Source organism: Nitrosomonas eutropha (assembly GCF_900116685.1).
GTDB lineage: Bacteria > Pseudomonadota > Gammaproteobacteria > Burkholderiales > Nitrosomonadaceae > Nitrosomonas > Nitrosomonas eutropha_A.
The window spans coordinates 1-19367 of sequence record NZ_FPBL01000013.1 but is presented as its reverse complement, the minus strand read 5'-3'; the positions used below and the strand labels follow the sequence as shown (position 1 = coordinate 19367).

Here is a 19367-nt window from a genome sequence, read left to right as displayed (position 1 = left end):
TACAATCTCCGTTAATTAATTGGTTTAATGGAAGAAATATTCAATTTTGCGTCGAATTGTTCAACCAATTCCTGAACATAAGGATCAGATTCAATCGCCTCAACCGCCCGGGATTGCTTTGCGAGCTTATCGCGATCCTGCAATACAGCTGGAGTAACACCAGTAATACTCCCCAGCGAAAAAACCACTTCAACGGGTTCCCCAAAATGAGATTCCAGTTGAAATTTCAACTTGTCCTGATAGGATTTTTCCAGCAGATGTTTGTGCATTTCTGTCACACACAATTCTATTCTGCTTGCAGAAAAATGTTTTGCTTCACTGTACTGTGCCAGCATCCGTGTCATCCCACTCAATTCCAATTGATTTACCAGCGCAAGCCAGGCGTCATTCGGAGAATCGCTCTCTATTGATTTCTCCTGCCTTCTGGAATCCGCAGGCAGTCCAGATTTAATTTTCCGAGTAATATTGGCATTGGTACCTGCATGCACCGGATGACTGGATGGTTGAGAATGAGGCATAAAGGCCAGCATCCGCATTAATGTCATGGTAAAACCACTGTACTCATCCGGAGCCTGACCAAGATCAGTACGCCCGTGCAATGCAATCTGATAAAACAGTTGAATATCTTCGGGCGTGAAACGTTTTATCAAGGCGAGCAGCCTGTCACCTTCCGGCTGCTCTTCGTCAAGCATCTGTGGAACGATCTGAACTGTTGCCAACCGGTGCAGCAATGCTGCCAGATCCTGCAAGGCAGAATCAAATGATACACTTGCCGCTTCTAGCTGATCAGCAATAGCTAACATTGCTATTCCATCCTGCTCTGCCAGTGCTTCCAGCAATGCGAATAAATGATCCTGATCCAGCACTCCCAGCATCGCACGAGTATTCGTTTCATCCACTGTGGCATTACCGAGTGCAATGGCCTGATCTAGCAGGCTCAGAGCATCACGCAAACTTCCTTTCGCAGCTTTCGCCAGTAGCTTCAAGGCAGCTGCATCCGCCACGATTCTCTCCATGGAGAGAATCTCGGACAGGCGCATCTCGATCAGAGAAGGGGGTATCTGCTTCAAGTTGAACTGCAAACAACGAGATAATACGGTAACAGGTATTTTTTGAGGATCGGTGGTGGCAAGAATGAATTTGACATGCTCTGGCGGTTCTTCCAGAGTTTTGAGCATTGCGTTAAATGCTGACTTGGAAAGCATATGCACTTCATCGATCAGATAGACCTTGTACCGTGCCGTAACTGGTGCATATTGTGCGTTATCCAGCAGCTCACGTATGGCATCCACTTGTGTATTGGATGCTGCATCCAGCTCAATCAGATCAACAAAACTTCCTTGATCAATTGCCAGGCAGGCTGCACACTTTCCGCAAGGTGTGGCAGTGATTCCTTGTTCACAATTCAGCGCCTTTGCCAAGATTCTGGCTACCGTTGTCTTGCCAACCCCGCGCGTACCCGTAAACAAATATGCATGGTGCAGCCGGTTCTGCTCCATTGAGTTGACCAGTGCTCTTACAACGTGTTCTTGTCCAACCAGCCCCGTGAAGTCTTTGGGGCGCCATTTGCGGGCAAGTGCCTGAGAATCCGTCAAGGTTTTTATCGAGAAGAGATTATTACAACCTGGATTTATCATGAAGCTGCAAAGAAACAGGCTCTGCAATCTGTATAAAGACAGGTGGCGAGCCAAACCCCCGGCACTTGCAAAAAATAGCTGTGGCTGCTTCCTTCCGGATCTGACCAGATTCACTACCTTACAATGCGGGGAGGCCCGCCATGCGCTCATTCTACCTTAAGATAACACCTGAATACAGTATGTTTTCAGGTTACATGAAAAAATAGAACAACGCTGTGACTGCAAAGCAAGCAACTGCCATCAGAAATCTTAGAATCTGTTCAAAGTTTCAATCAAGTGATGTAGTGCAAGGCAAAATTGAACGAGAAAGCAGAGCATACTTGAAGTATGTGAGCATTTTGAGTTCAAATTCAACGCCGTAATGTGCCCTTCAGTGAGATATTGAACAGGTTCTTACAGAAACAAGAATACCCTGGCTAGATTATAAAATCTCGCTTAAGATCCACCGTAGCTTTTCTGGTTTAACTGAGTCTTATGATCCGGGTACCTGCCAGCTTGTCATGCAGAAATTGCCGGTCACGATTAAATAAAGCCCACAGCAATCCAAATCCCAGGAAACTAATACCTATTACAGCCATGAGGTAGCGCACCATCGCCTGTTGCATAGTAACTTTTCCGCCATTCGCAGAAACAAGTCGCAACTTCCAAGTTTGCATGGCCAGCGTTTGGCCACCATGTGTCCAGAACCAGATGAAGTAGACACCACCGATACACAATAGATAAAACTGAAACAGGGGCCTAAAATATTCGGCTGATGTATCCCGGAAAATGAGGTGAAACAGGAAGGCGGCAATAAACCATACACCCAACAGCAACAAGAATTCATAAGCTAACGCCAGCATACGACGCCCAAACCCTGGTACTGATCCTTCCATCAGCACATTCCCCTGTACTGGTTATTTATTTTTCTTCGAGGTCTCATATACCAGAAAAGGCGTATCACCATTAGAAAAACACAGATTACCATTAGGATAGCTTACGACAAACCCACAATCCAGCAGTGAATAGCAGTACAGCACCTGCCTGGTGTGCTGCAGCAAACGTCAATGGAACCGACAATAACAACGTCGTAATCCCAAGCCCTGCCTGAATGAGCAGCATCAGCAGCAGAAGATGACAAGCCAAGCGACTAGAGCAAGACAGTGATAGCTGCTTTGCCCTGAACCAGAACCATGGCACAGAAAAAATCAACAGCCAGGCAATCAAGCGGTGGTCAAACTGTACCGTAGTGATATTATCAAAAAAGTTTCGATACCAAGGTTCCAGTACAAACATAGCGGGAGGAATCAGAAAGCCGTCCATCAGGGGAAATGTGTTATACGCCCGCCCGGCATGAATACCCGCTACCAATCCTCCGGACAATACCATAACGAATATCAGTCCGGTCAGCAACCAGGCAAACCTTTTAAGTTTATGTACGGATACCGGGGCAGACAAATGAGTATTTGAGGGAGAAAGCAATCCAGTAGCCACCCAGAACATAGCGGCATAAATAATAAAAGCGAGGCCAAGGTGTGCAGTCAGCCGATACTGACTAACATAAACATTGTCTGCCAGACCGCTCATAACCATATACCAGCCCATTAATCCTTGCAAAGCACCAAGCGCAAATATACCCGACAGCTTTAAACCAAGTAAACGATCAATTCGTTTGCGCACTATGAAATAGACAAATGGTATGAAATAAACCAGACCAATCAGGCGACCAAGCAAACGATGAAAATATTCCCACCAGAATATTCCCTTGAATTCATCCAGCGTCATACCTTTATTGACCTGTTCGTATTGAGGTATCTGACGGTACTTTTCCAGTAATACTTCCCAATCCTCCTGGCTAATAGGTGGAATAGTTCCGACTATAGGCTTCCACTCAACAATCGATAACCCAGAACCTGTCAGACGTGTTACCCCGCCCACAACAATCATGGCAAATACCAATGCACAGCAAATTAGCAACCAGATAGCAATGGGTATATGACTTTGAGTATACTTATCAGAAATTACAGAAGGAACGGAGCCAGATGAATTTGTTTGCATAAATATTAATCAGGAATTGCGCATACGCAACAAGCGCTGCTTGTCACGCTCCCATTCTTTACGTTTCTCACTTTCACGTTTATCGTATTGCTTTTTTCCCTTGGCAAGGCCAATTTCTAGTTTGATTTTACCTGCTTTATAATGCATATCTAAGGGAACCAGAGTATAACCCGAACGTTCTACTTTGCCGATGAGTTCTTTGATCTGAGAAGCATGCAATAACAGCTTGCGTGTTTTTACGGGGTCAGGGTTAACATGTGTCGATGCTGTCGGCAGCGGGCTAATATGACATCCTATAAGAAATAACTCGCCTTTGCGGATAACTATGTAAGCTTCTTTCAACTGAACCCGACCAGCACGAATTGCCTTAACCTCCCATCCTTCCAGCACAATGCCAGCCTCATATTTTTCTTCAATGAAATAATCGTGGAAAGCTTTTTTGTTTTGTGCAATGCTCATTCAAAACAACTGGAAGAAAATATATACATATAAAAATATTCGATTAGTGTATCAGTTTTCTGTATCTTTACGCCCAGACTGTGGGAATATAACATTATGACTGAAATAGAAAAAACCGTATTGGTGGGGTATTCATCTGCTCAAATGTTTCATTTAGTAGATACTGTGGAGAACTATCCCGACTTTCTACCCTGGTGTTCAGGGGCATCAATGAAACTCATGGAGGACAACGAAACAGCACACGCAACAGTAAATATCGACTACCATCTTGTGAAGCACAGTTTTACCACGAAAAACAAACGCCACCCACCCGACTTGATTGAAATGGAATTGCTTGAGGGGCCTTTTGAAAAGCTTAACGGCTACTGGCGCTTCATTCCTTTAACAGATACCGCTTGTAAAATTGAATTTAAATTATATTACACGTTTTCTCACAAACTTTTAGAAAAGCTGATTGGCCCAGTATTTTACATAATAGCTAATAGTTTTGTAGAAGCTTTCGTGGAACGAGCAGAAAAGATTTATGGGCCCAGTATTTAAGAAGGATTTAATTATCGTACAGATAGTTGCTGCATTAACCAAGCGACATTTTATTAAGCAACTTCAAGTCCCAGAAGGAACTTTGATTAGTCAAGCAATCAAACTTGCAGAAATGAAAGAATTCTATCCTGAGATCAATTGCTCAACTCTTAAAGTAGGGATTTATGGGAAAGCTGTCTGTTCAGAAACAGTGCTCCAGCAAGGCGATCGCATTGAAACTTATAGACCTTTAATCTCAGATCCCAAAGAAAAACGTAAGCTAAAAAATATACAAAAAGTGAGGAAAGCATGATTCTCAATAGCTTTTCAAGCCAATCTCAATAAGTTGAAAATCAACTAGAGAATCATGGTGCCGCAGAGAGGAGTCGAACCTCCGACTTGCTGATTACGAATCAGCTACTCTACCAACTGAGTTACTGCGGCTTCGTGGATAACACAATTGTCAGGTTAATGCAAAATATACTTAGACGAGACAAATTAAAATCACTCCAATCAATTATTTATCAAAATATTGAAATGGAGTGATCTAACTAAATAGTTGTATTTTAAACACGAAAAAATACAACTATTTAGAATGAAATATTATTAAATTAATAATTATTTACTCTGCAATATTCACAATATCATCATTAGTTTCAGATCTATCCAATAGCTCCACAATGGCCATTGGAGCATTATCTCCCTTCCTAAACCCACATTTAAGAATTCTTAAATAGCCACCATTTCGATTTTGGTAGCGCGGTCCCAATTCAGAGAAAATTTTAACAACATTTTCTCTATTTCGTAATCTATCAAATGCTAATCGTTTGCTAGCTAAGGTTGGATATTTACCTAAAGTAATTACCGGTTCTACAACACGACGAAGCTCTTTAGCTTTAGGGAGTGTGGTTTTTATAATTTCATGTTCGAGCAAGGAATTAGTTAAGTTCCTGAACATAGCCAAACGATGACTAGAGGTTCGGTTTAATTTTCGCAATCCATTACGATGACGCATGTCCCGGTTCCTTTACATAATTTTCTAAGTTAGCTGGTGGCCAATTCTCTAATTTCATACCTAGCGATAAATCACGTGAAGCGAGCACTTCTTTGATTTCGTTTAATGATTTTCTACCTAAGTTAGGTGTTCGAAGAAGCTCAGCTTCTGTTCGTTGTATTAAGTCACCAATATAAAATATATTCTCAACTTTCAAACAATTTGCAGAGCGAACAGTAAGCTCTAAATCATCAACTGGCCGCAACAAAATAGGATCGATTACGGGTGCTCTCGGTTGCTCAGTAGGCAATGGAGTACTTTCGAGATCTGCAAAAAAAGAGAATTGTTCAACTAATACCCTTGCTGCATAACGAATAGCTTCTTCCGGATCAAGAGAACCATTTGTTTCAATATCAATAATCAGCTTATCAAGATCTGTTCTTTGCTCTACACGTGCATTTTCTATTGTGTAACTGACACGTCTAACTGGGCTAAATGAAGCATCCAGCAGTATATCTCCAATAGAAGATAAACTTTTATCTTCTCGACTTCGATTAACAGAAGGTAAATATCCTCTTCCTTTTTCTACAGTTATTTGCGCCTCAATACGACCACCACTAGTAATATGAGCAATTACATGTTCTGGGTTGACTATCTCAACATCATGAGAGGATTCAATATCACCAGCCGTGACAATACCCTCCGCATTTTTCTTTAAAGAAAGAACAGTAGAGTTTTTACCATGAAGTTTGAGTACAACTCCCTTTAAATTCAATATCAGATCAACAATATCTTCCTGCAAACCATCTATCGTTGAATATTCATGAACCACTCCGCTAATACTAATTTTAGTAGGAGCGCAACCAGGAATGGAAGATAATAGAACACGACGTAATGCATTACCTAAAGTGTAACCGAAGCCTCGTTCAAAAGGTTCCATTACAACTTTAGCGCGCAAAGGTGAGAGATTATGTACCTCTATAATCCTAGGTGTAAGAAAACTATTCGATGACATATAGGTGCCAATATAAAAAATACCGATTACTTTGAATAAAGCTCAACTACAAGAGATTCATTAATAGTTGAAGATAAATCACTGCGATCAGGTTTATTCTTATAAAGGCCTTTAAGGCTATCAAAATCAACCTCCAGCCAAGATGGAATGCTGCGACGCTTAGCCACCTCTATTGAAGATTTGATCCTCAAATAACTCTTGGCATGCTCAGCCACCTCTATTTGATCGCCTGGCCCTACTAATTGGGAAGGTATATTAACTTTTTTGCCATTTAAAAGAATGCAATCATGTCTAATTATTTGTCGTGCTTCAGCTCTTGATGCCCCAAATCCCATATTATATGTAACATTATCCAAACGGCTTTCTAAAAGCTTAAGTAAATTCTCACCTGTAATACCTTTTTGTCTATCGGCTCGTTTATATACATTACGGAACTGATTCTCCAGCAAGCCATAGATTCTTCTAATTTTTTGTTTTTCTCTTAGCTGTACAGCATAATCAGATAGCCTTGTTTTCCGTTGTCCATGTTGTCCAGGCGGATAATTTCTTCGTTCTATTGGACATTTATCACTAAAACATTTGTCACCTTTCAGGAATAATTTTTCTCCCTCCCGACGACATTGACGGCACTTTGGGTTTATATTTCTGGCCACAGATTCTCTCCTTCTTAGATACGACGCTTCTTGGGCGGCCTACACCCATTATGAGGCACGGGTGTCACATCGGTAATACTTGTAATTTTAAAACCCGTAGCATTAAGTGCTCTTACAGCCGAATCACGACCAGGCCCGGGTCCTTTCACCCTAATCTCTAAATTTTTAACTCCATACTCCAAAGCAGCTCTACCCGCATGTTCTGCAGCTACCTGTGCCGCAAAAGGAGTACTTTTACGCGATCCTTTGAATCCAACTCCTCCCGATGTAGCCCAAGACAGAGCATTTCCTTGTCGATCAGATATCGTCACAATTGTATTATTGAAAGATGCATGTATATGTGCAACTCCTTCAACAATATTCTTCTTTATTTTTTTACGGCTTTTTAATGGAGGTTTTATCATTAATTTCTAATCTACTTTTAAATTAAACTAGTAAAAAAATTATTTAGCACGTATAGCTTTACGTGGACCTTTTCTTGTCCTTGCGTTAGTTTTTGTTCGTTGCCCTCTTACTGGCAAACCTCTACGATGTCGCAATCCACGATAACTACCAAGATCAATCAATCTTTTAATATTCATAGAGATTTCTCTACGCAAATCACCCTCAACCAGCAGTTTCGCAATAGAATTTCTCAATTCTTCCAATTTGCCATCCGTTAACTCTTTAAGTTTAACAAAAGGCGAAATATCCAAATCTGTACAAATTTTACGTGCTGTCGAATTTCCTATACCATAAATCGCCGTCAAAGCTATATTAACGTGCTTATTGCCAGGTAAGTTGACACCTGCTATACGAGCCATTTTTTACCCTATATATTAAAAACAATAATTAACCTTGACGTTGTTTGTGCCTAGCATCGACACAAATAACACGAATAACCCCATAACGTTTAATTATTTTACAATTTCTACATATCTTCTTAATTGATGCCCGTACTTTCATAATAAACTCACGAGATATTTACGTAATATAAAAATTACAGCAACTACTTGGTGCGGAAAGTTATCCGTGCCCTAGTTAAATCATAGGGTGTTAGATCAACTGTAACCTTATCACCGGGTAAAATACGAATATAGTTCATCCTCATCTTTCCAGAAATATGACCGAGTACAATATGACCATTCTCTAATCTTATTCTGAATGTTGCATTTGGAAGTGTTTCAACAACTTCTCCCTGCATTTGAATAGTTTCTTCTTTTGCCATCACAACCCAACTATCGTAAAAAATTACCACTGGTTTTGAAGTTAGCTTTCTTCAACAGACTCTCATATTGACCTGACATCACATGCGATTGAACTTGAGCCATAAAATCCATGGTAACAACGACAATTATCAGTAGGGAAGTCCCTCCAAAATAAAACGGAACATTCCATTTTAAAATCATAAATTCAGGTAACAAGCAAACCAGTGTGACATAAATCGAACCGATTAATGTTAACCTTAACATAATACGCTCTATATATTTTGTAGTTTGGTCACCTGGACGTATTCCGGGTATAAAAGCACCACTTTTCTTCAGATTATCTGCTGTTTCCTTCGGATTAAATACGAGTGCAGTATAGAAAAAACAAAAAAATATAATCAATGCAGCATATAAAGCGACATAGATAGGCTGTCCAGGCGCAAGCGTATTACTAAAGTCTTTTAACCAATTTAAAGACAGACTGTCAGAAAACCAGCCAGCCAAAGTCGCAGGAAATAAAATAATACTGGAAGCAAATATTGGGGGTATAACTCCAGACATATTCAATTTTAGAGGCAAATGAGATGATTGACCGCCCGTCATCTGCTTACCCACCTGCCTTTTTGCGTAGTTAACCAATATTTTACGTTGTCCGCGCTCTATAAAGACAACCAGCGCTGTAATAGCCATAGCCGCAATAAAAATAAATAAGGCAGTAAGAAAATGCATTGCGCCCGTATTTACCAACTCAAGAGTACCTCCAATAGCACTTGGAAATCCAGCTGCTATCCCAGCAAAAATTATCAGAGAAATTCCATTCCCAATTCCACGTTCTGTGATTTGCTCCCCAAGCCACATAAGGAATATGGACCCAGTTACAAGCGTAATGATCGTTGTAAATATAAAATGCACTCCCGGTTCCACTACTAAGCCAGGCTGAGATTGTAAAGCAAAGGAAATTCCATAGCTTTGTAATGTGGAAAGCAATAGTGTACCGTAGCGAGTGTATTGCGTTATTTTTTTCCTGCCTGACTCACCTTCCTTCTTCAAGGATTCCAAATACGGAACAGCTACTGTTCCAAGTTGCATAATAATGGATGCCGATATATAAGGCATAATCCCAAGTGCAAATATGGAAAATCTTGAAAGAGCCCCTCCCGAGAACATATTAAACATTCCCAGCATTCCACCTTCCTGGGAATTAAAAAGATCTTTTAATACAACCGAATCAATTCCAGGAACAGGAACATGTGTACCAATGCGATACACAATCAAAGCAAGCAACAAAAACCACAATCGCTTTTTTAAGTCATAGAATCTATCAGACAAAACAGCTTTTGATTTAGATACCATTTACATCTTCTATAGTTAACTCAACCCGTCCACCCGCGTGCTCTATCATATCTTTAACACCGCGAGTTACTGCCAAATCTTTTAGCTTTATGGCCCGTGTACAAGCTTGGGTATCCGCAATGATTTTTACAGGGTAATCAATAGATTTTACAAGATTGAATTCACGCAACACAGATATATCAAACTCATTCTGATCAATTAACAATAAACTAGATAACTTAATCTCTTGTATTTGCTTTTTCCCATAGACTACAAAACCTCTCTTAGGCAATCTACGTTGCAATGGCATCTGACCACCTTCAAACCCAACCTTATGAAAACCACCTGCACGTGATTTCTGTCCTTTATGCCCTCTACCACATGTTTTACCCAATCCGGATCCGATCCCACGCCCCACTCTTCTTCTGGGCTTTGTGGAACCCATACCAGGTTTTATAGTATTGAGTTTCACCTTTATTCCTCCACTTTTAATAGATATGCTGTTTTATTAATCATACCTCTAGTTGAAGGCAAATCCGGCAAAAAAACTGCATGGTTAATTTTCCTTAATCCCATACCTTGTATTATTACTCGATGTTTCTTTTTTGTACCAATTAAACTTCTTACCAAGGTTATTTTCATAGATTTTAATTTTTCCATTTAAATTAAGCCCCAGTAATTTCATCTATACTTTTACCTCTTTTAGCAGCAATCATTGCAGGCGTTTGAATTTTATCTAAACCATTCAGAGTAGCTCGAACTATATTATATGGATTTGTAGAACCCAAACACTTAGCCAAGATATTATGTACACCCATCACCTCAAAAATAGCACGCATAGGACCACCAGCAATAATTCCTGTCCCTTCTGAGGCTGGTTGCATATACACTCTGGCTGCACCATGTCGACCAATTATGGGATGATGAAGCGTACCATTTACTAAGTTAATCTTAATCATTCCACGACGAGCCTCATCCATAGCCTTCTGTACAGCTAAAGGAACCTCTCTGGATTTTCCTTTACCCATGCCAATACTGCCTTTCCCATCACCAACCACTGTTAAAGCAGCAAAACCGAGGATTCTACCACCTTTTACAACCTTAGTAACACGATTGACAGAAATCATTTTTTCTTTCAATCCGTCAGCCTTTATTTCATCTTGAGTTTTTATACCTGTAGATCTCGTTGTTTTAGTCACCGCACAATTACCTTTATTTTAAAACTTCATTCCTGCTGATCTAGCTGCATCAGCAAGAGCTTTTATCCGACCATGATACTTAAATCCAGATCTATCAAAAGCTATTTCACTAATCTGAGAATCAAGAGATTTCTTAGCCACTAATTGACCAATATATCTCGCAGCCTCTACCGTTCCACCATTCGGATACTGTCTTTTTACCTCTGCCTCAACTGTAGAAGCACTAATAATCACATTATTTGATGAAGGATCTAAAATCTGCGCATAAATATGATTATTACTCTTATGAACCAACAGCCTGAAACGCTTTGAATTGCTAATTTTAATTCTAGTTGCTTTAGCACGCCTTAAACGAGCCTGTTTGGTTGTGTTTAACAACATTACTTTATCCTTAAATTACTTTTTCTTGGTTTCTTTAATTATAACTTTCTCATCAAAATATCGAATTCCCTTTCCCTTATATGGCTCGGGACGCCGATATGATCTAACATCCGCCGCAACCTGACCAACCTTTTGTTTATCAATACCCTTGATTAGAATTTCAGTTGGATTTGGCGTTTCAACCTTAATATCTTCTGGAACAGAATAAGATACAGGATGAGAGAAACCGAGATTCAAATTTAAAATATTTCCAGAAACTTGTGCTTTATACCCAACACCTATAATGAGAAGTTTTTTCTCAAAACCATTTGTCACACCTCTTATCATATTTGATACCAAGGCATTAATCGTTCCCACCATAGATTTTGCTTGTTTTGAAGAGTTTAAGGCTTGAATAGTCAAATAATTTAAACTCATTTCAACTTTGGCATTATGCACATCGACTGACTGGAATAAGCTTCCTAAAGGCCCTTTTATAGCTATACCCAATTCCGTCAACTGGACTTCTACTAATCTTGGTATCTCAATTGGTTTTGTCGTTATGTAGAAAGACATTATTAAATTACCTCACGCAACTATGCACAATAACTCACCACCAACTCCGCCAGCTCTTGCCGATCGCTCGGTCATAACACCTTTAGAGGTTGATACAATAGCTATACCCAAGCCATGCATCACTTTCGGTAGATTATTTCGTGATGAATACCTTCTTAATCCCGGCTTACTTATCCTAGTAAGTGTACTAATAACTGGCCCACCGTTAAAATATTTTAAATATATATCTATATATAACTTTCTATCACTGATTACTTCTTGATAGCTCTCGATATATCCTTCATCTTTTAATATTTTAAGAATTGCTTTTTTTAAGTTTGATGAAGGTATCTTTACTTCTTTTTTTTCTGCAGCCTGAGCGTTTCTTATGCGAGTAAGCATATCAGCTACTGGATCAGTCATACACATATATACACCAATTTATCTTTTGTTCCAAAAATAACTTTTTTTATACTATTGTCTTTAAAGTTAAAGCTTAACTTTACCAACTTGCCTTAATAACACCTGGTATTTCACCACGCATAGCTATTTCACGTAGTTTAATTCTACCCAAACCAAATTTTTTATATACTCCTCTTGGCCTTCCAGTCAAAACACACCTCTGACGCAACCTAACAGGACTAGAGTTTCTAGGAAGTCCTTGAAGGAGATTTCGCGCTATTGCTTTCTGTTCAATATCTGATTGGGTATCTTTTAAAACAGCAATTAATTCTGAACGATGTATCGCATATTTTTTTACTATTTCCATCCTCTTTATATTGCGATTTACTATTGACTTCTTAGCCACATTATTCCTTTAATTTTTAAATGGAAATTTAAAAGCAGAAAGTAAAGCCTTAGCTTCTATATCAGTTTTGGCTGTTGTGGTCATTGTTATATTCAAACCACGCAATTTGTCAATTTTATCATAATCAATTTCAGGAAATATAATCTGCTCTTTAATCCCCATATTAAAATTGCCACGACCATCAAAACCTTTTCCACCTATTCCTCTAAAATCACGTATACGTGGAATAGCAATACTTACGAGATGATCTAAAAATTCGTACATCTTTATTCCACGCAAAGTTACCATACAGCCAACCGGATAACCTTGCCTTATTTTAAAAGTTGCAATAGATTTCTTTGCTTTTGTAATTACAGGCTTTTGTGCCGAAATCTTCTCTAGATCGCTGATGGCATTTTCCATTATTTTTTTATCAACAGCCGCTTCACCAACACCCATATTTAGAGTTATCTTTGTTATTTTAGGAACCTGCATTACAGTTTTATAATTAAACTGCTGTATTAGTTCCTTTACAACTATTTTTCTATAATGATCAAGTAATCGAGCCATTTTATTCTTCCATCCTTACGAATCTATTAGAGCGCCATCAGATTTAAAATATCGCACTTTATTGCCTGATTCATTAAACCTAAAACCGACTCTGTCCGCCTTATTTTTGTCAGAATTAAAAATTGCAATATTAGAAACATGAATTGGCTTCTCTACTTCAACAATCCCGCCAACAATATTTTTGCTTGGGTTAGGCTTAACATGAGATTTAACTCTATTTACATCTCTAACAATTACTTTCTCTACGCTTTCAAACTTAATTACCGTTGATTGCTTACCCTTATCCTTACCCGATAATATAATTACGTTGTCACCCTTCCTAATTTTTTTCATGGCCATGAGCTCTTTACTTTATATTACTTCGGGAGCCAGAGACACTATTTTCATGAACTTTGCCGTACGAAGCTCACGTGTTACCGGACCAAAAATTCTAGTACCTATAGGCTCTAATTTATTATTCAAAATCACTGCGGCATTTGTATCGAACTTCACTAAGGAACCATCAGATCTGCGGATTCCCTTTGCTGTTCGTACAATAACCGCGTTATAAACCTCTCCTTTTTTGATTCGACCACGAGGAGCAGCATCTTTTACAGCAACCTTGATAACATCACCGATTCCAGCAAATCTTCGCTTTGATCCTCCGAGAACCTTGATACACATCACAGTGCGAGCCCCCGTATTATCAGCTACTTTTAGTAAAGATTGCATCTGAATCATATTTATACTTCCTGTTTAATGGTTGATTCTAAATTTTGTACGGTAGGATATAAATAACACTTTTCAATCAAGGATTATATTCAATTAATCTTTACTACCTTGATTACTTGCCAAGATTTGGTTTTTGATATGGGGCGCGCTTCACTTATAGCCACCACATCGCCCACTTTATATTGATTATACTCATCGTGAGCATGATATTTTTTTGAACGAGTGATAATCTTTCCATAAAGAGGGTGTTTTACTTTTCTGTCAATCCTTACAGTTACCGTTTTATCTCTCTTATCACTTATGATTTGTCCAATCAGATATTTACTTTGATTGTCTAAATTCATCGCCATCCTCTTTTTCTCGAATAATAGTTTTAATACGCGCTATATCTTTACGCACCTTTTTAACCTGGGACGTGTCTGTAAGCTGTTGCGTCTTCAACTGAAACCTCAAACCAAATTGGATTCTTCTTAACGACAAAAGCTCCTTTTCCAAATCTGGCAATCCTTTTCCTCTTAATTCTATTGCTTTCATTAAGAAATCAACTCCCTAAATGCCTTATCACAAATACCGTCTGCATCGGTAGTTTCGCAGCTGCCAATCTAAAAGCCTCACGCGCAAGCAGTTCATCAACCCCATCCATTTCATAAAGCACTTTTCCCGGCTGAATCTCTGCAACATAGTACTCCGGATTCCCCTTACCCTTTCCCATTCTAACTTCAGCAGGTTTTCGCGAAACAGGCTTGTCTGGAAAAATCCTTATCCAAATGCGCCCACCGCGCTTGATATGTCTCGTCATTGCACGTCGAGCCGCTTCAATTTGTCTTGAGGTTAATCTTCCTCGGCCTATAGCTTTAAGCCCAAACTCTCCAAAACTAACCTTTGCACCCCTGGTTGCCATACCAGTATTGCGACCTTTATGCTGCTTACGAAACTTGGTTCTGGCTGGTTGTAACATTACTAAATTCCTTACTTTCGAACTACTTTAAATATAGTTATAAGCTTAATTTCAACTAAATCTCAGAGAAATTAAAATTTTGCTCAGTTTTGATGATCCCTCACACTAAGCCGCTCTCCTTTAAAAATCCAAACTTTAACGCCAATCACGCCATAGGTTGTTTTAGCTTCTGAGGTTCCGTAATCAACCTCAGCCCTTAGCGTATGAAGAGGGACTCTTCCTTCTCGATACCATTCAGTTCGTGCTATTTCTATACCATTTAACCTTCCAGAACTCATTATCTTAATCCCTTGAGCTCCTAACCTCATAGCGTTTTGTATCGCCCTTTTCATGGCTCTTCTAAACATTATCCTTTTTTCAAGCTGCTGAGTAATACTAGCCGCAATAAGTTGCGCATCAATCTCTGGCTTACGTATTTCCTCTATATTGATGTGCACAGGAACATTCATAAGCTTCTCAACATTCTTACGAAGAATTTCAATATCTTCGCCTTTTTTACCAATTACAACACCTGGCCTTGATGTATGTATTGTGATTTTTGCATTCCTTGATGGTCTTTCAATAATAATACTTCCTACAGAAGCATGCGCTAATTTTTTCTTAAGATACTTTCGCACATTAATATCTTCATTTAAAAAAACTGAAAACTTCTTTGTGTTTGCATACCAACGAGAAGACCAGTTCTTCAGAACTGAAAGTCTGAACCCTGTCGGATTAATTTTTTGACCCATGAATTATTTACCTTTTTTCATGTTTACTTAACAAGTTTCTATCTATTGCAGACGGTCAAGAAAATATTACATGTTGGTTTTGATATACGATTTCCTCTCCCTTTTGCGCGCGGACTAACACGTTTTAGTGAAGATCCTTGTCCTACAAAAACTTGGGTTACTTTTAATTCGTCAATATCAGCACCTTCATTGTGCTCTGCATTTGCTACCGCTGACTCAAGTAATTTTAAAACAATTACCGCTCCCTTCTTGGGGCTAAATGTCAAGAGCTTAATAGCTTGATCAACCTGCAATCCTCGAATTTGATTTACTACCAATCGCCCCTTTTGAGCAGACAATCTTACGCTACGTAAAACTACGGATGTTTCCATATATAATCCTATCGCTTGGAGCCTGCTGCTTTCTTATCACCAGCATGACCTTTAAACGTTCTAGTATGAGAAAACTCACCAAGTTTATGACCAACCATATTTTCCGTTATAAAAATGGGAATATGCTGCCTTCCATTGTGAACAGAAATAGTTAATCCAATAAAATCCGGGAGAATGGTTGATCTCCGCGACCAAGTTTTTATGGGCCTTTTATCATTATTTTTATGAACAGCTATGACTTTATTGATGAGATGCAAATCGACAAAAGGACCTTTTGAAATAGATCGGCTCATACCTTTAACCTTTCTTAGAATATCTGCTTCGAACAATCATATTGACTGTCCTCTTGTTTCTTCTCGTCCGAGATCCTTTTGAAGGCGTGCCCCAAGGGCTTACAGGGTGCCTTCCTGCGGCAGTTTTACCTTCTCCACCACCATGAGGATGATCAATAGGATTCATCGCAACACCTCGAACTGTTGGGCGAACGCCCCTCCATCTTACAGCTCCAGCCTTGCCTATTGATTGCAAATTATGCTCGGAATTACCAACTTCCCCAATTGTTGCCCTACAGTTTATATGTATCTTCCTAATCTCACCCGATCTCAATCTAATCTGAGAATAGTCACCCTCACGTGCCATAAGCTGCGCAGAAGATCCAGCAGAACGTGCTAATTGCGCTCCCTTACCAGGCTTCAGCTCGATACAATGAATCACACTTCCAACCGGGATGTTACGAATAGGCAATGTATTACCAGTTTTAACTGGAGAACTTGATCCATTAACTAAGTACGAGCCCACCCCTATATCTTTTGCCGCGATAATATATTTCCTTTCTCCATCTGCATAGCAAAGTAATGCTAAATACGCACTTCTGTTAGGATCATACTCAATGCGCTCAACCTTTGCAGGAATATCATCTTTATTTCTGCAAAAATCGACAATTCGATAATGATGTTTATGTCCCCCACCAATATGTCGTACCGTTATCTTCCCAGAATTATTTCTACCCGAATTTTTTTTCTTTTTTTCAGTTAACGCAGAAAATGGATTTCCCTTATATAAAAAACTATTTACAGATTTAACTACTGCTCTTTGACCTGGAGAGGTAGGCTTTGATTTTTTAAGTGTCATTATTTATCCTCAAATAACCTTACATCGGTAAAATCTATCTCACGGTCATCTTTTAGACTTACAAATGCTTTTTTCCAATCTGATTTTTGCCCTATATATCGGCCAAATCTTTTTTTCTTTCCTTTTACATTTATTATTTGTACGCTCTTTACCTCAATATTCTGTGATTTCCAGATCTGCTCAATAGCTGATTTAATCTCAGTTTTATTAGCATCATGTGAAACATAAAATATGATTTGCCTAACTTTCTCAGCTAAAAAAGTTGCCTTCTCGGAAATTTGTGGGGCTTTTATTATTTCCAATGCTCTTTCACTGCCTACATTGATAGTTTTCATTGCAATACACTTTCAATTTTATTTACTGCTTCGCGGGTAATAACAACATTATCATAAGACAGTAAACTTACAGGGTCTATTAAGTCAACCTCAACTACTTTTATATTCGGTATATTCCTGGAAGCCAGATACAAATTTTCATCTACTTCATCAGTAATAATCATTACATTTTCAAGTTGATAATTTTTTAATTTCTGCAAAAAAAATTTTGTTTTTGTAGTCTCAATCTGAAATTCACTTATCGCTATTAGTTTGTTATTTCTTAATAATTGGGAAAATATGGTACACATCCCCGCACGATACATTTTGCGATTTATTTTTTTGGTAAAGCTTTCCGTCGGCTTATTGGGGAATATTTTCCCCCCCCCACTCCACAATGGATTTGATGCTGCACCAGCTCTTGCTCTCCCGGTTCCCTTCTGCCTCCATTGCTTACGTGTAGAACCGGCAACTTCTGACCGCCCCTTTTGAGCTCGAGTACCCCTTCTAGCATTCGCCAAATAAGATGTAATTATTTGATGAACCAATGCCTCGTTATATACCCTGTCAAAAACAGAATCTGATACTTCAATATTAACAACTTGTCCGTTTTCGCTTCTACAAGGAATTTTAACCATTTGCTTATACTTATCAGTTATTGTTTATTTGCGTGTTTTACACTTGGGCGTATAAAAACTCCGTTGCCCTTTGAACCCGGAACCGATCCCTTTAAAAAAATTAGACCACGATCAGTATCAACACGTACAACTTCAATATTTTGGATTGTGCTATTTACACCCCCCAATCGGCCTGTCATTTTCTTCCCAGGAAAAACTCTACCTGGATCTTGCGCCATACCAATAGAACCCGGAACATTATGTGATCTTGAATTACCGTGACTGGCCCTGCTCGAAGAAAAATTATGCCGCTTTATAGTACCGGCATATCCCTTACCTATAGATACCCCGCTTACATCTACTTTTGATCCTATCAGGAAAATCTCAACATTTATTTCAGAACCTAATTTTATATCGCTATTGACAGCCTGCTCTATTCTAAATTCTTTTATTACTTTTCCTGCCTCTACACCAGCTCGTGCAAAATGCCCAGATAATGCCTTTGTTATCCTATTTTTCCGTCGATATCCCTGCGTTAACTGAATTGCCGAATAACCATCTCTCTCAGCCGTTTTAATCTGCACTACACGATTTCTTGAAACATCGAGAACGGTAACAGGTACGCTATTTCCAGACTCGGTAAAGATTCTAGTCATTCCTACTTTTTTACCGATAAGCCCTAATTTCATTTGCTTCCTCTACTTTGAGTTTTTGCCTTCTATAGCTAATAAAAATAAACTACAGCTTGATTTCAACATCAACACCAGCAGGCAAATCAAGTTTCATCAATGCATCCACTGTTTTATCCGTAGGATCAATAATATCCATTAGCCTTAAATGCGTTCTAATCTCAAACTGATCGCGCGAAGTTTTATTTACATGCGGTGATCGCAGCACATCAAATCGTTCAATACGTGTTGGCAGCGGTACTGGCCCCTTAACTACCGCTCCTGTTCGCTTTGCTGTTTCTACTATTTCAACAGCTGATTTATCTATTAGACGATAGTCAAAAGCTTTTAAACGTATACGAATTTTTTGATTTTGCATAAAGCACTCTAAGTTGTATATTTTACGGAGCTTATCTTATATGAGACTACCAATCCATAGCAGTATCGATAAATCTAAACTTATCCAGTTACTTTGGCGACCACACCGGCGCCAACGGTACGCCCACCTTCACGAATAGCAAAACGCAATCCTTCACTCATTGCTATCGGTGCAATCAAATTG

General features: G+C 39.1%; 34 protein-coding genes, 1 tRNA gene, 1 other RNA gene and 2 pseudogenes. 2 read left to right on the top strand and 36 right to left on the bottom strand.

The genetic code is table 11. The features are described from left to right. Positions 1-11: 11 nt before the first annotated feature. From dnaX to smpB, 5 genes are all read right to left on the bottom strand, one after another. Positions 12-1595: a DNA polymerase III subunit gamma/tau gene (gene dnaX / locus BM331_RS10320; RefSeq protein ID WP_074929362.1), complete on the bottom strand. Its 1584-nt coding sequence runs from the start codon at positions 1593-1595 to the stop codon at positions 12-14. A gap of 83 nt (positions 1596-1678) precedes the next feature. Next, positions 1679-1777: signal recognition particle sRNA small type (gene ffs, locus BM331_RS10315), an RNA gene on the bottom strand. Between the two features lie 321 nt (positions 1778-2098). Continuing rightward, on the bottom strand, positions 2099-2512 hold the full coding sequence (locus tag BM331_RS10310) for an RDD family protein (RefSeq protein WP_074929360.1): 414 nt from the start codon (positions 2510-2512) through the stop codon (positions 2099-2101). Between the two features lie 91 nt (positions 2513-2603). Continuing rightward, a complete protein-coding gene (locus BM331_RS10305; protein ID WP_074929358.1) occupies positions 2604-3674 on the bottom strand; it encodes a COX15/CtaA family protein in 1071 nt (356 codons plus the stop codon). A 9-nt stretch (positions 3675-3683) separates the two neighbouring features. After that, positions 3684-4133 (bottom strand): SsrA-binding protein SmpB, encoded by a 450-nt coding sequence (gene smpB, locus BM331_RS10300; protein WP_074929356.1) that lies wholly within the window; start codon positions 4131-4133, stop codon positions 3684-3686. A gap of 96 nt (positions 4134-4229) precedes the next feature. Between smpB and BM331_RS10295 the strand changes: the two genes are divergently transcribed. Further along, a complete protein-coding gene (locus BM331_RS10295) occupies positions 4230-4673 on the top strand; it encodes a type II toxin-antitoxin system RatA family toxin (protein WP_074929354.1) in 444 nt (147 codons plus the stop codon). Continuing rightward, positions 4657-4965 carry an RnfH family protein gene (locus BM331_RS10290; RefSeq protein WP_074929352.1) on the top strand — a complete coding sequence of 103 codons (309 nt, stop codon included), beginning with the start codon at positions 4657-4659 and terminating at the stop codon, positions 4963-4965. The genes BM331_RS10295 and BM331_RS10290 overlap by 17 nt, the downstream gene beginning before the upstream one ends. 55 nt (positions 4966-5020) lie before the next feature. Here the strand turns inward: BM331_RS10290 and BM331_RS10285 are convergent. The 31 genes and pseudogenes from BM331_RS10285 to BM331_RS10135 all read right to left on the bottom strand — a co-directional run. Beyond that, positions 5021-5096: transfer RNA gene (locus BM331_RS10285), tRNA-Thr, on the bottom strand. A gap of 178 nt (positions 5097-5274) precedes the next feature. Continuing rightward, complete coding sequence (rplQ, locus tag BM331_RS10280) at positions 5275-5667, bottom strand: 50S ribosomal protein L17 (protein WP_074929350.1); 393 nt, start codon at positions 5665-5667, stop codon at positions 5275-5277. Further along, the gene (locus BM331_RS10275) at positions 5654-6661 is read right to left on the bottom strand and encodes a DNA-directed RNA polymerase subunit alpha (protein WP_074929348.1); all 1008 of its coding nucleotides are present in this window, start codon (positions 6659-6661) and stop codon (positions 5654-5656) included. The genes rplQ and BM331_RS10275 overlap by 14 nt, the downstream gene beginning before the upstream one ends. A 26-nt stretch (positions 6662-6687) precedes the next feature. Beyond that, on the bottom strand, positions 6688-7314 hold the full coding sequence (rpsD, locus tag BM331_RS10270; protein ID WP_074929346.1) for a 30S ribosomal protein S4: 627 nt from the start codon (positions 7312-7314) through the stop codon (positions 6688-6690). A gap of 14 nt (positions 7315-7328) precedes the next feature. Then, on the bottom strand, positions 7329-7718 hold the full coding sequence (gene rpsK, locus BM331_RS10265; protein WP_074929344.1) for a 30S ribosomal protein S11: 390 nt from the start codon (positions 7716-7718) through the stop codon (positions 7329-7331). Positions 7719-7757: 39 nt separating this feature from the next. Next, entirely contained in the window at positions 7758-8117 is a 360-nt protein-coding gene (rpsM, locus tag BM331_RS10260) for a 30S ribosomal protein S13 (protein ID WP_074929342.1), read from the bottom strand. Between the two features lie 28 nt (positions 8118-8145). After that, a complete protein-coding gene (gene rpmJ / locus BM331_RS10255) occupies positions 8146-8259 on the bottom strand; it encodes a 50S ribosomal protein L36 (RefSeq protein WP_074455458.1) in 114 nt (37 codons plus the stop codon). A 43-nt stretch (positions 8260-8302) separates the two neighbouring features. Beyond that, a complete protein-coding gene (gene infA, locus BM331_RS10250; RefSeq protein WP_074929340.1) occupies positions 8303-8521 on the bottom strand; it encodes a translation initiation factor IF-1 in 219 nt (72 codons plus the stop codon). A gap of 10 nt (positions 8522-8531) precedes the next feature. Next, positions 8532-9854, bottom strand: coding sequence for a preprotein translocase subunit SecY (secY, locus tag BM331_RS10245; protein WP_074929338.1), 1323 nt, complete (start codon positions 9852-9854; stop codon positions 8532-8534). Further along, complete coding sequence (rplO, locus tag BM331_RS10240) at positions 9844-10305, bottom strand: 50S ribosomal protein L15 (protein ID WP_074929336.1); 462 nt, start codon at positions 10303-10305, stop codon at positions 9844-9846. Before rplO ends, secY begins: the two co-directional genes overlap by 11 nt. Positions 10306-10307: 2 nt before the next feature. Beyond that, positions 10308-10493 carry a 50S ribosomal protein L30 gene (gene rpmD / locus BM331_RS10235; RefSeq protein WP_074929334.1) on the bottom strand — a complete coding sequence of 62 codons (186 nt, stop codon included), beginning with the start codon at positions 10491-10493 and terminating at the stop codon, positions 10308-10310. Positions 10494-10498: 5 nt separating this feature from the next. After that, positions 10499-11032 (bottom strand): 30S ribosomal protein S5, encoded by a 534-nt coding sequence (gene rpsE, locus BM331_RS10230; RefSeq protein ID WP_305728125.1) that lies wholly within the window; start codon positions 11030-11032, stop codon positions 10499-10501. An 18-nt stretch (positions 11033-11050) separates the two neighbouring features. Then, positions 11051-11413, bottom strand: a complete 363-nt coding sequence (rplR, locus tag BM331_RS10225) for a 50S ribosomal protein L18 (RefSeq protein WP_074929332.1) — start codon at positions 11411-11413, stop codon at positions 11051-11053. 15 nt (positions 11414-11428) lie between these two features. Further along, positions 11429-11968, bottom strand: a complete 540-nt coding sequence (gene rplF, locus BM331_RS10220; protein WP_074929329.1) for a 50S ribosomal protein L6 — start codon at positions 11966-11968, stop codon at positions 11429-11431. Between the two features lie 12 nt (positions 11969-11980). Next, positions 11981-12376: a 30S ribosomal protein S8 gene (gene rpsH / locus BM331_RS10215; RefSeq protein ID WP_074929327.1), complete on the bottom strand. Its 396-nt coding sequence runs from the start codon at positions 12374-12376 to the stop codon at positions 11981-11983. A 73-nt stretch (positions 12377-12449) separates the two neighbouring features. Next, positions 12450-12755: a 30S ribosomal protein S14 gene (rpsN, locus tag BM331_RS10210; protein ID WP_074929325.1), complete on the bottom strand. Its 306-nt coding sequence runs from the start codon at positions 12753-12755 to the stop codon at positions 12450-12452. Between the two features lie 9 nt (positions 12756-12764). After that, positions 12765-13304 carry a 50S ribosomal protein L5 gene (gene rplE, locus BM331_RS10205; protein ID WP_074929323.1) on the bottom strand — a complete coding sequence of 180 codons (540 nt, stop codon included), beginning with the start codon at positions 13302-13304 and terminating at the stop codon, positions 12765-12767. Positions 13305-13319: 15 nt separating this feature from the next. Next, positions 13320-13637: a 50S ribosomal protein L24 gene (gene rplX, locus BM331_RS10200; RefSeq protein ID WP_074929394.1), complete on the bottom strand. Its 318-nt coding sequence runs from the start codon at positions 13635-13637 to the stop codon at positions 13320-13322. Positions 13638-13655: 18 nt separating this feature from the next. Next, positions 13656-14024 carry a 50S ribosomal protein L14 gene (gene rplN, locus BM331_RS10195; RefSeq protein WP_011633682.1) on the bottom strand — a complete coding sequence of 123 codons (369 nt, stop codon included), beginning with the start codon at positions 14022-14024 and terminating at the stop codon, positions 13656-13658. Between the two features lie 80 nt (positions 14025-14104). Further along, on the bottom strand, positions 14105-14359 hold the full coding sequence (rpsQ, locus tag BM331_RS10190; protein ID WP_074929322.1) for a 30S ribosomal protein S17: 255 nt from the start codon (positions 14357-14359) through the stop codon (positions 14105-14107). Further along, complete coding sequence (gene rpmC, locus BM331_RS10185) at positions 14337-14549, bottom strand: 50S ribosomal protein L29 (RefSeq protein ID WP_074929320.1); 213 nt, start codon at positions 14547-14549, stop codon at positions 14337-14339. The genes rpsQ and rpmC overlap by 23 nt, the downstream gene beginning before the upstream one ends. Before the next feature lie 7 nt (positions 14550-14556). Continuing rightward, positions 14557-14973, bottom strand: coding sequence for a 50S ribosomal protein L16 (rplP, locus tag BM331_RS10180; protein WP_011633680.1), 417 nt, complete (start codon positions 14971-14973; stop codon positions 14557-14559). 104 nt (positions 14974-15077) lie between these two features. Continuing rightward, a pseudogene (rpsC, locus tag BM331_RS10175) lies at positions 15078-15704 on the bottom strand (30S ribosomal protein S3); the annotation flags it as partial. Between the two features lie 38 nt (positions 15705-15742). Further along, a complete protein-coding gene (gene rplV / locus BM331_RS10170; protein WP_074929316.1) occupies positions 15743-16075 on the bottom strand; it encodes a 50S ribosomal protein L22 in 333 nt (110 codons plus the stop codon). A gap of 8 nt (positions 16076-16083) precedes the next feature. After that, the gene (gene rpsS / locus BM331_RS10165) at positions 16084-16368 is read right to left on the bottom strand and encodes a 30S ribosomal protein S19 (protein ID WP_074929314.1); all 285 of its coding nucleotides are present in this window, start codon (positions 16366-16368) and stop codon (positions 16084-16086) included. 4 nt (positions 16369-16372) lie between these two features. Further along, positions 16373-17206, bottom strand: a complete 834-nt coding sequence (gene rplB, locus BM331_RS10160; protein ID WP_074929312.1) for a 50S ribosomal protein L2 — start codon at positions 17204-17206, stop codon at positions 16373-16375. Further along, a complete protein-coding gene (gene rplW / locus BM331_RS10155) occupies positions 17206-17541 on the bottom strand; it encodes a 50S ribosomal protein L23 (protein WP_074929310.1) in 336 nt (111 codons plus the stop codon). The genes rplB and rplW overlap by 1 nt, the downstream gene beginning before the upstream one ends. Further along, positions 17538-18158 carry a 50S ribosomal protein L4 gene (gene rplD, locus BM331_RS10150; RefSeq protein WP_074929309.1) on the bottom strand — a complete coding sequence of 207 codons (621 nt, stop codon included), beginning with the start codon at positions 18156-18158 and terminating at the stop codon, positions 17538-17540. The genes rplW and rplD overlap by 4 nt, the downstream gene beginning before the upstream one ends. Before the next feature lie 17 nt (positions 18159-18175). Further along, a complete protein-coding gene (rplC, locus tag BM331_RS10145; protein WP_074929307.1) occupies positions 18176-18826 on the bottom strand; it encodes a 50S ribosomal protein L3 in 651 nt (216 codons plus the stop codon). A gap of 49 nt (positions 18827-18875) precedes the next feature. After that, complete coding sequence (gene rpsJ / locus BM331_RS10140) at positions 18876-19184, bottom strand: 30S ribosomal protein S10 (RefSeq protein ID WP_011633672.1); 309 nt, start codon at positions 19182-19184, stop codon at positions 18876-18878. 80 nt (positions 19185-19264) lie between these two features. Next, a pseudogene (locus BM331_RS10135) lies at positions 19265-19367 on the bottom strand (elongation factor Tu); the annotation flags it as partial.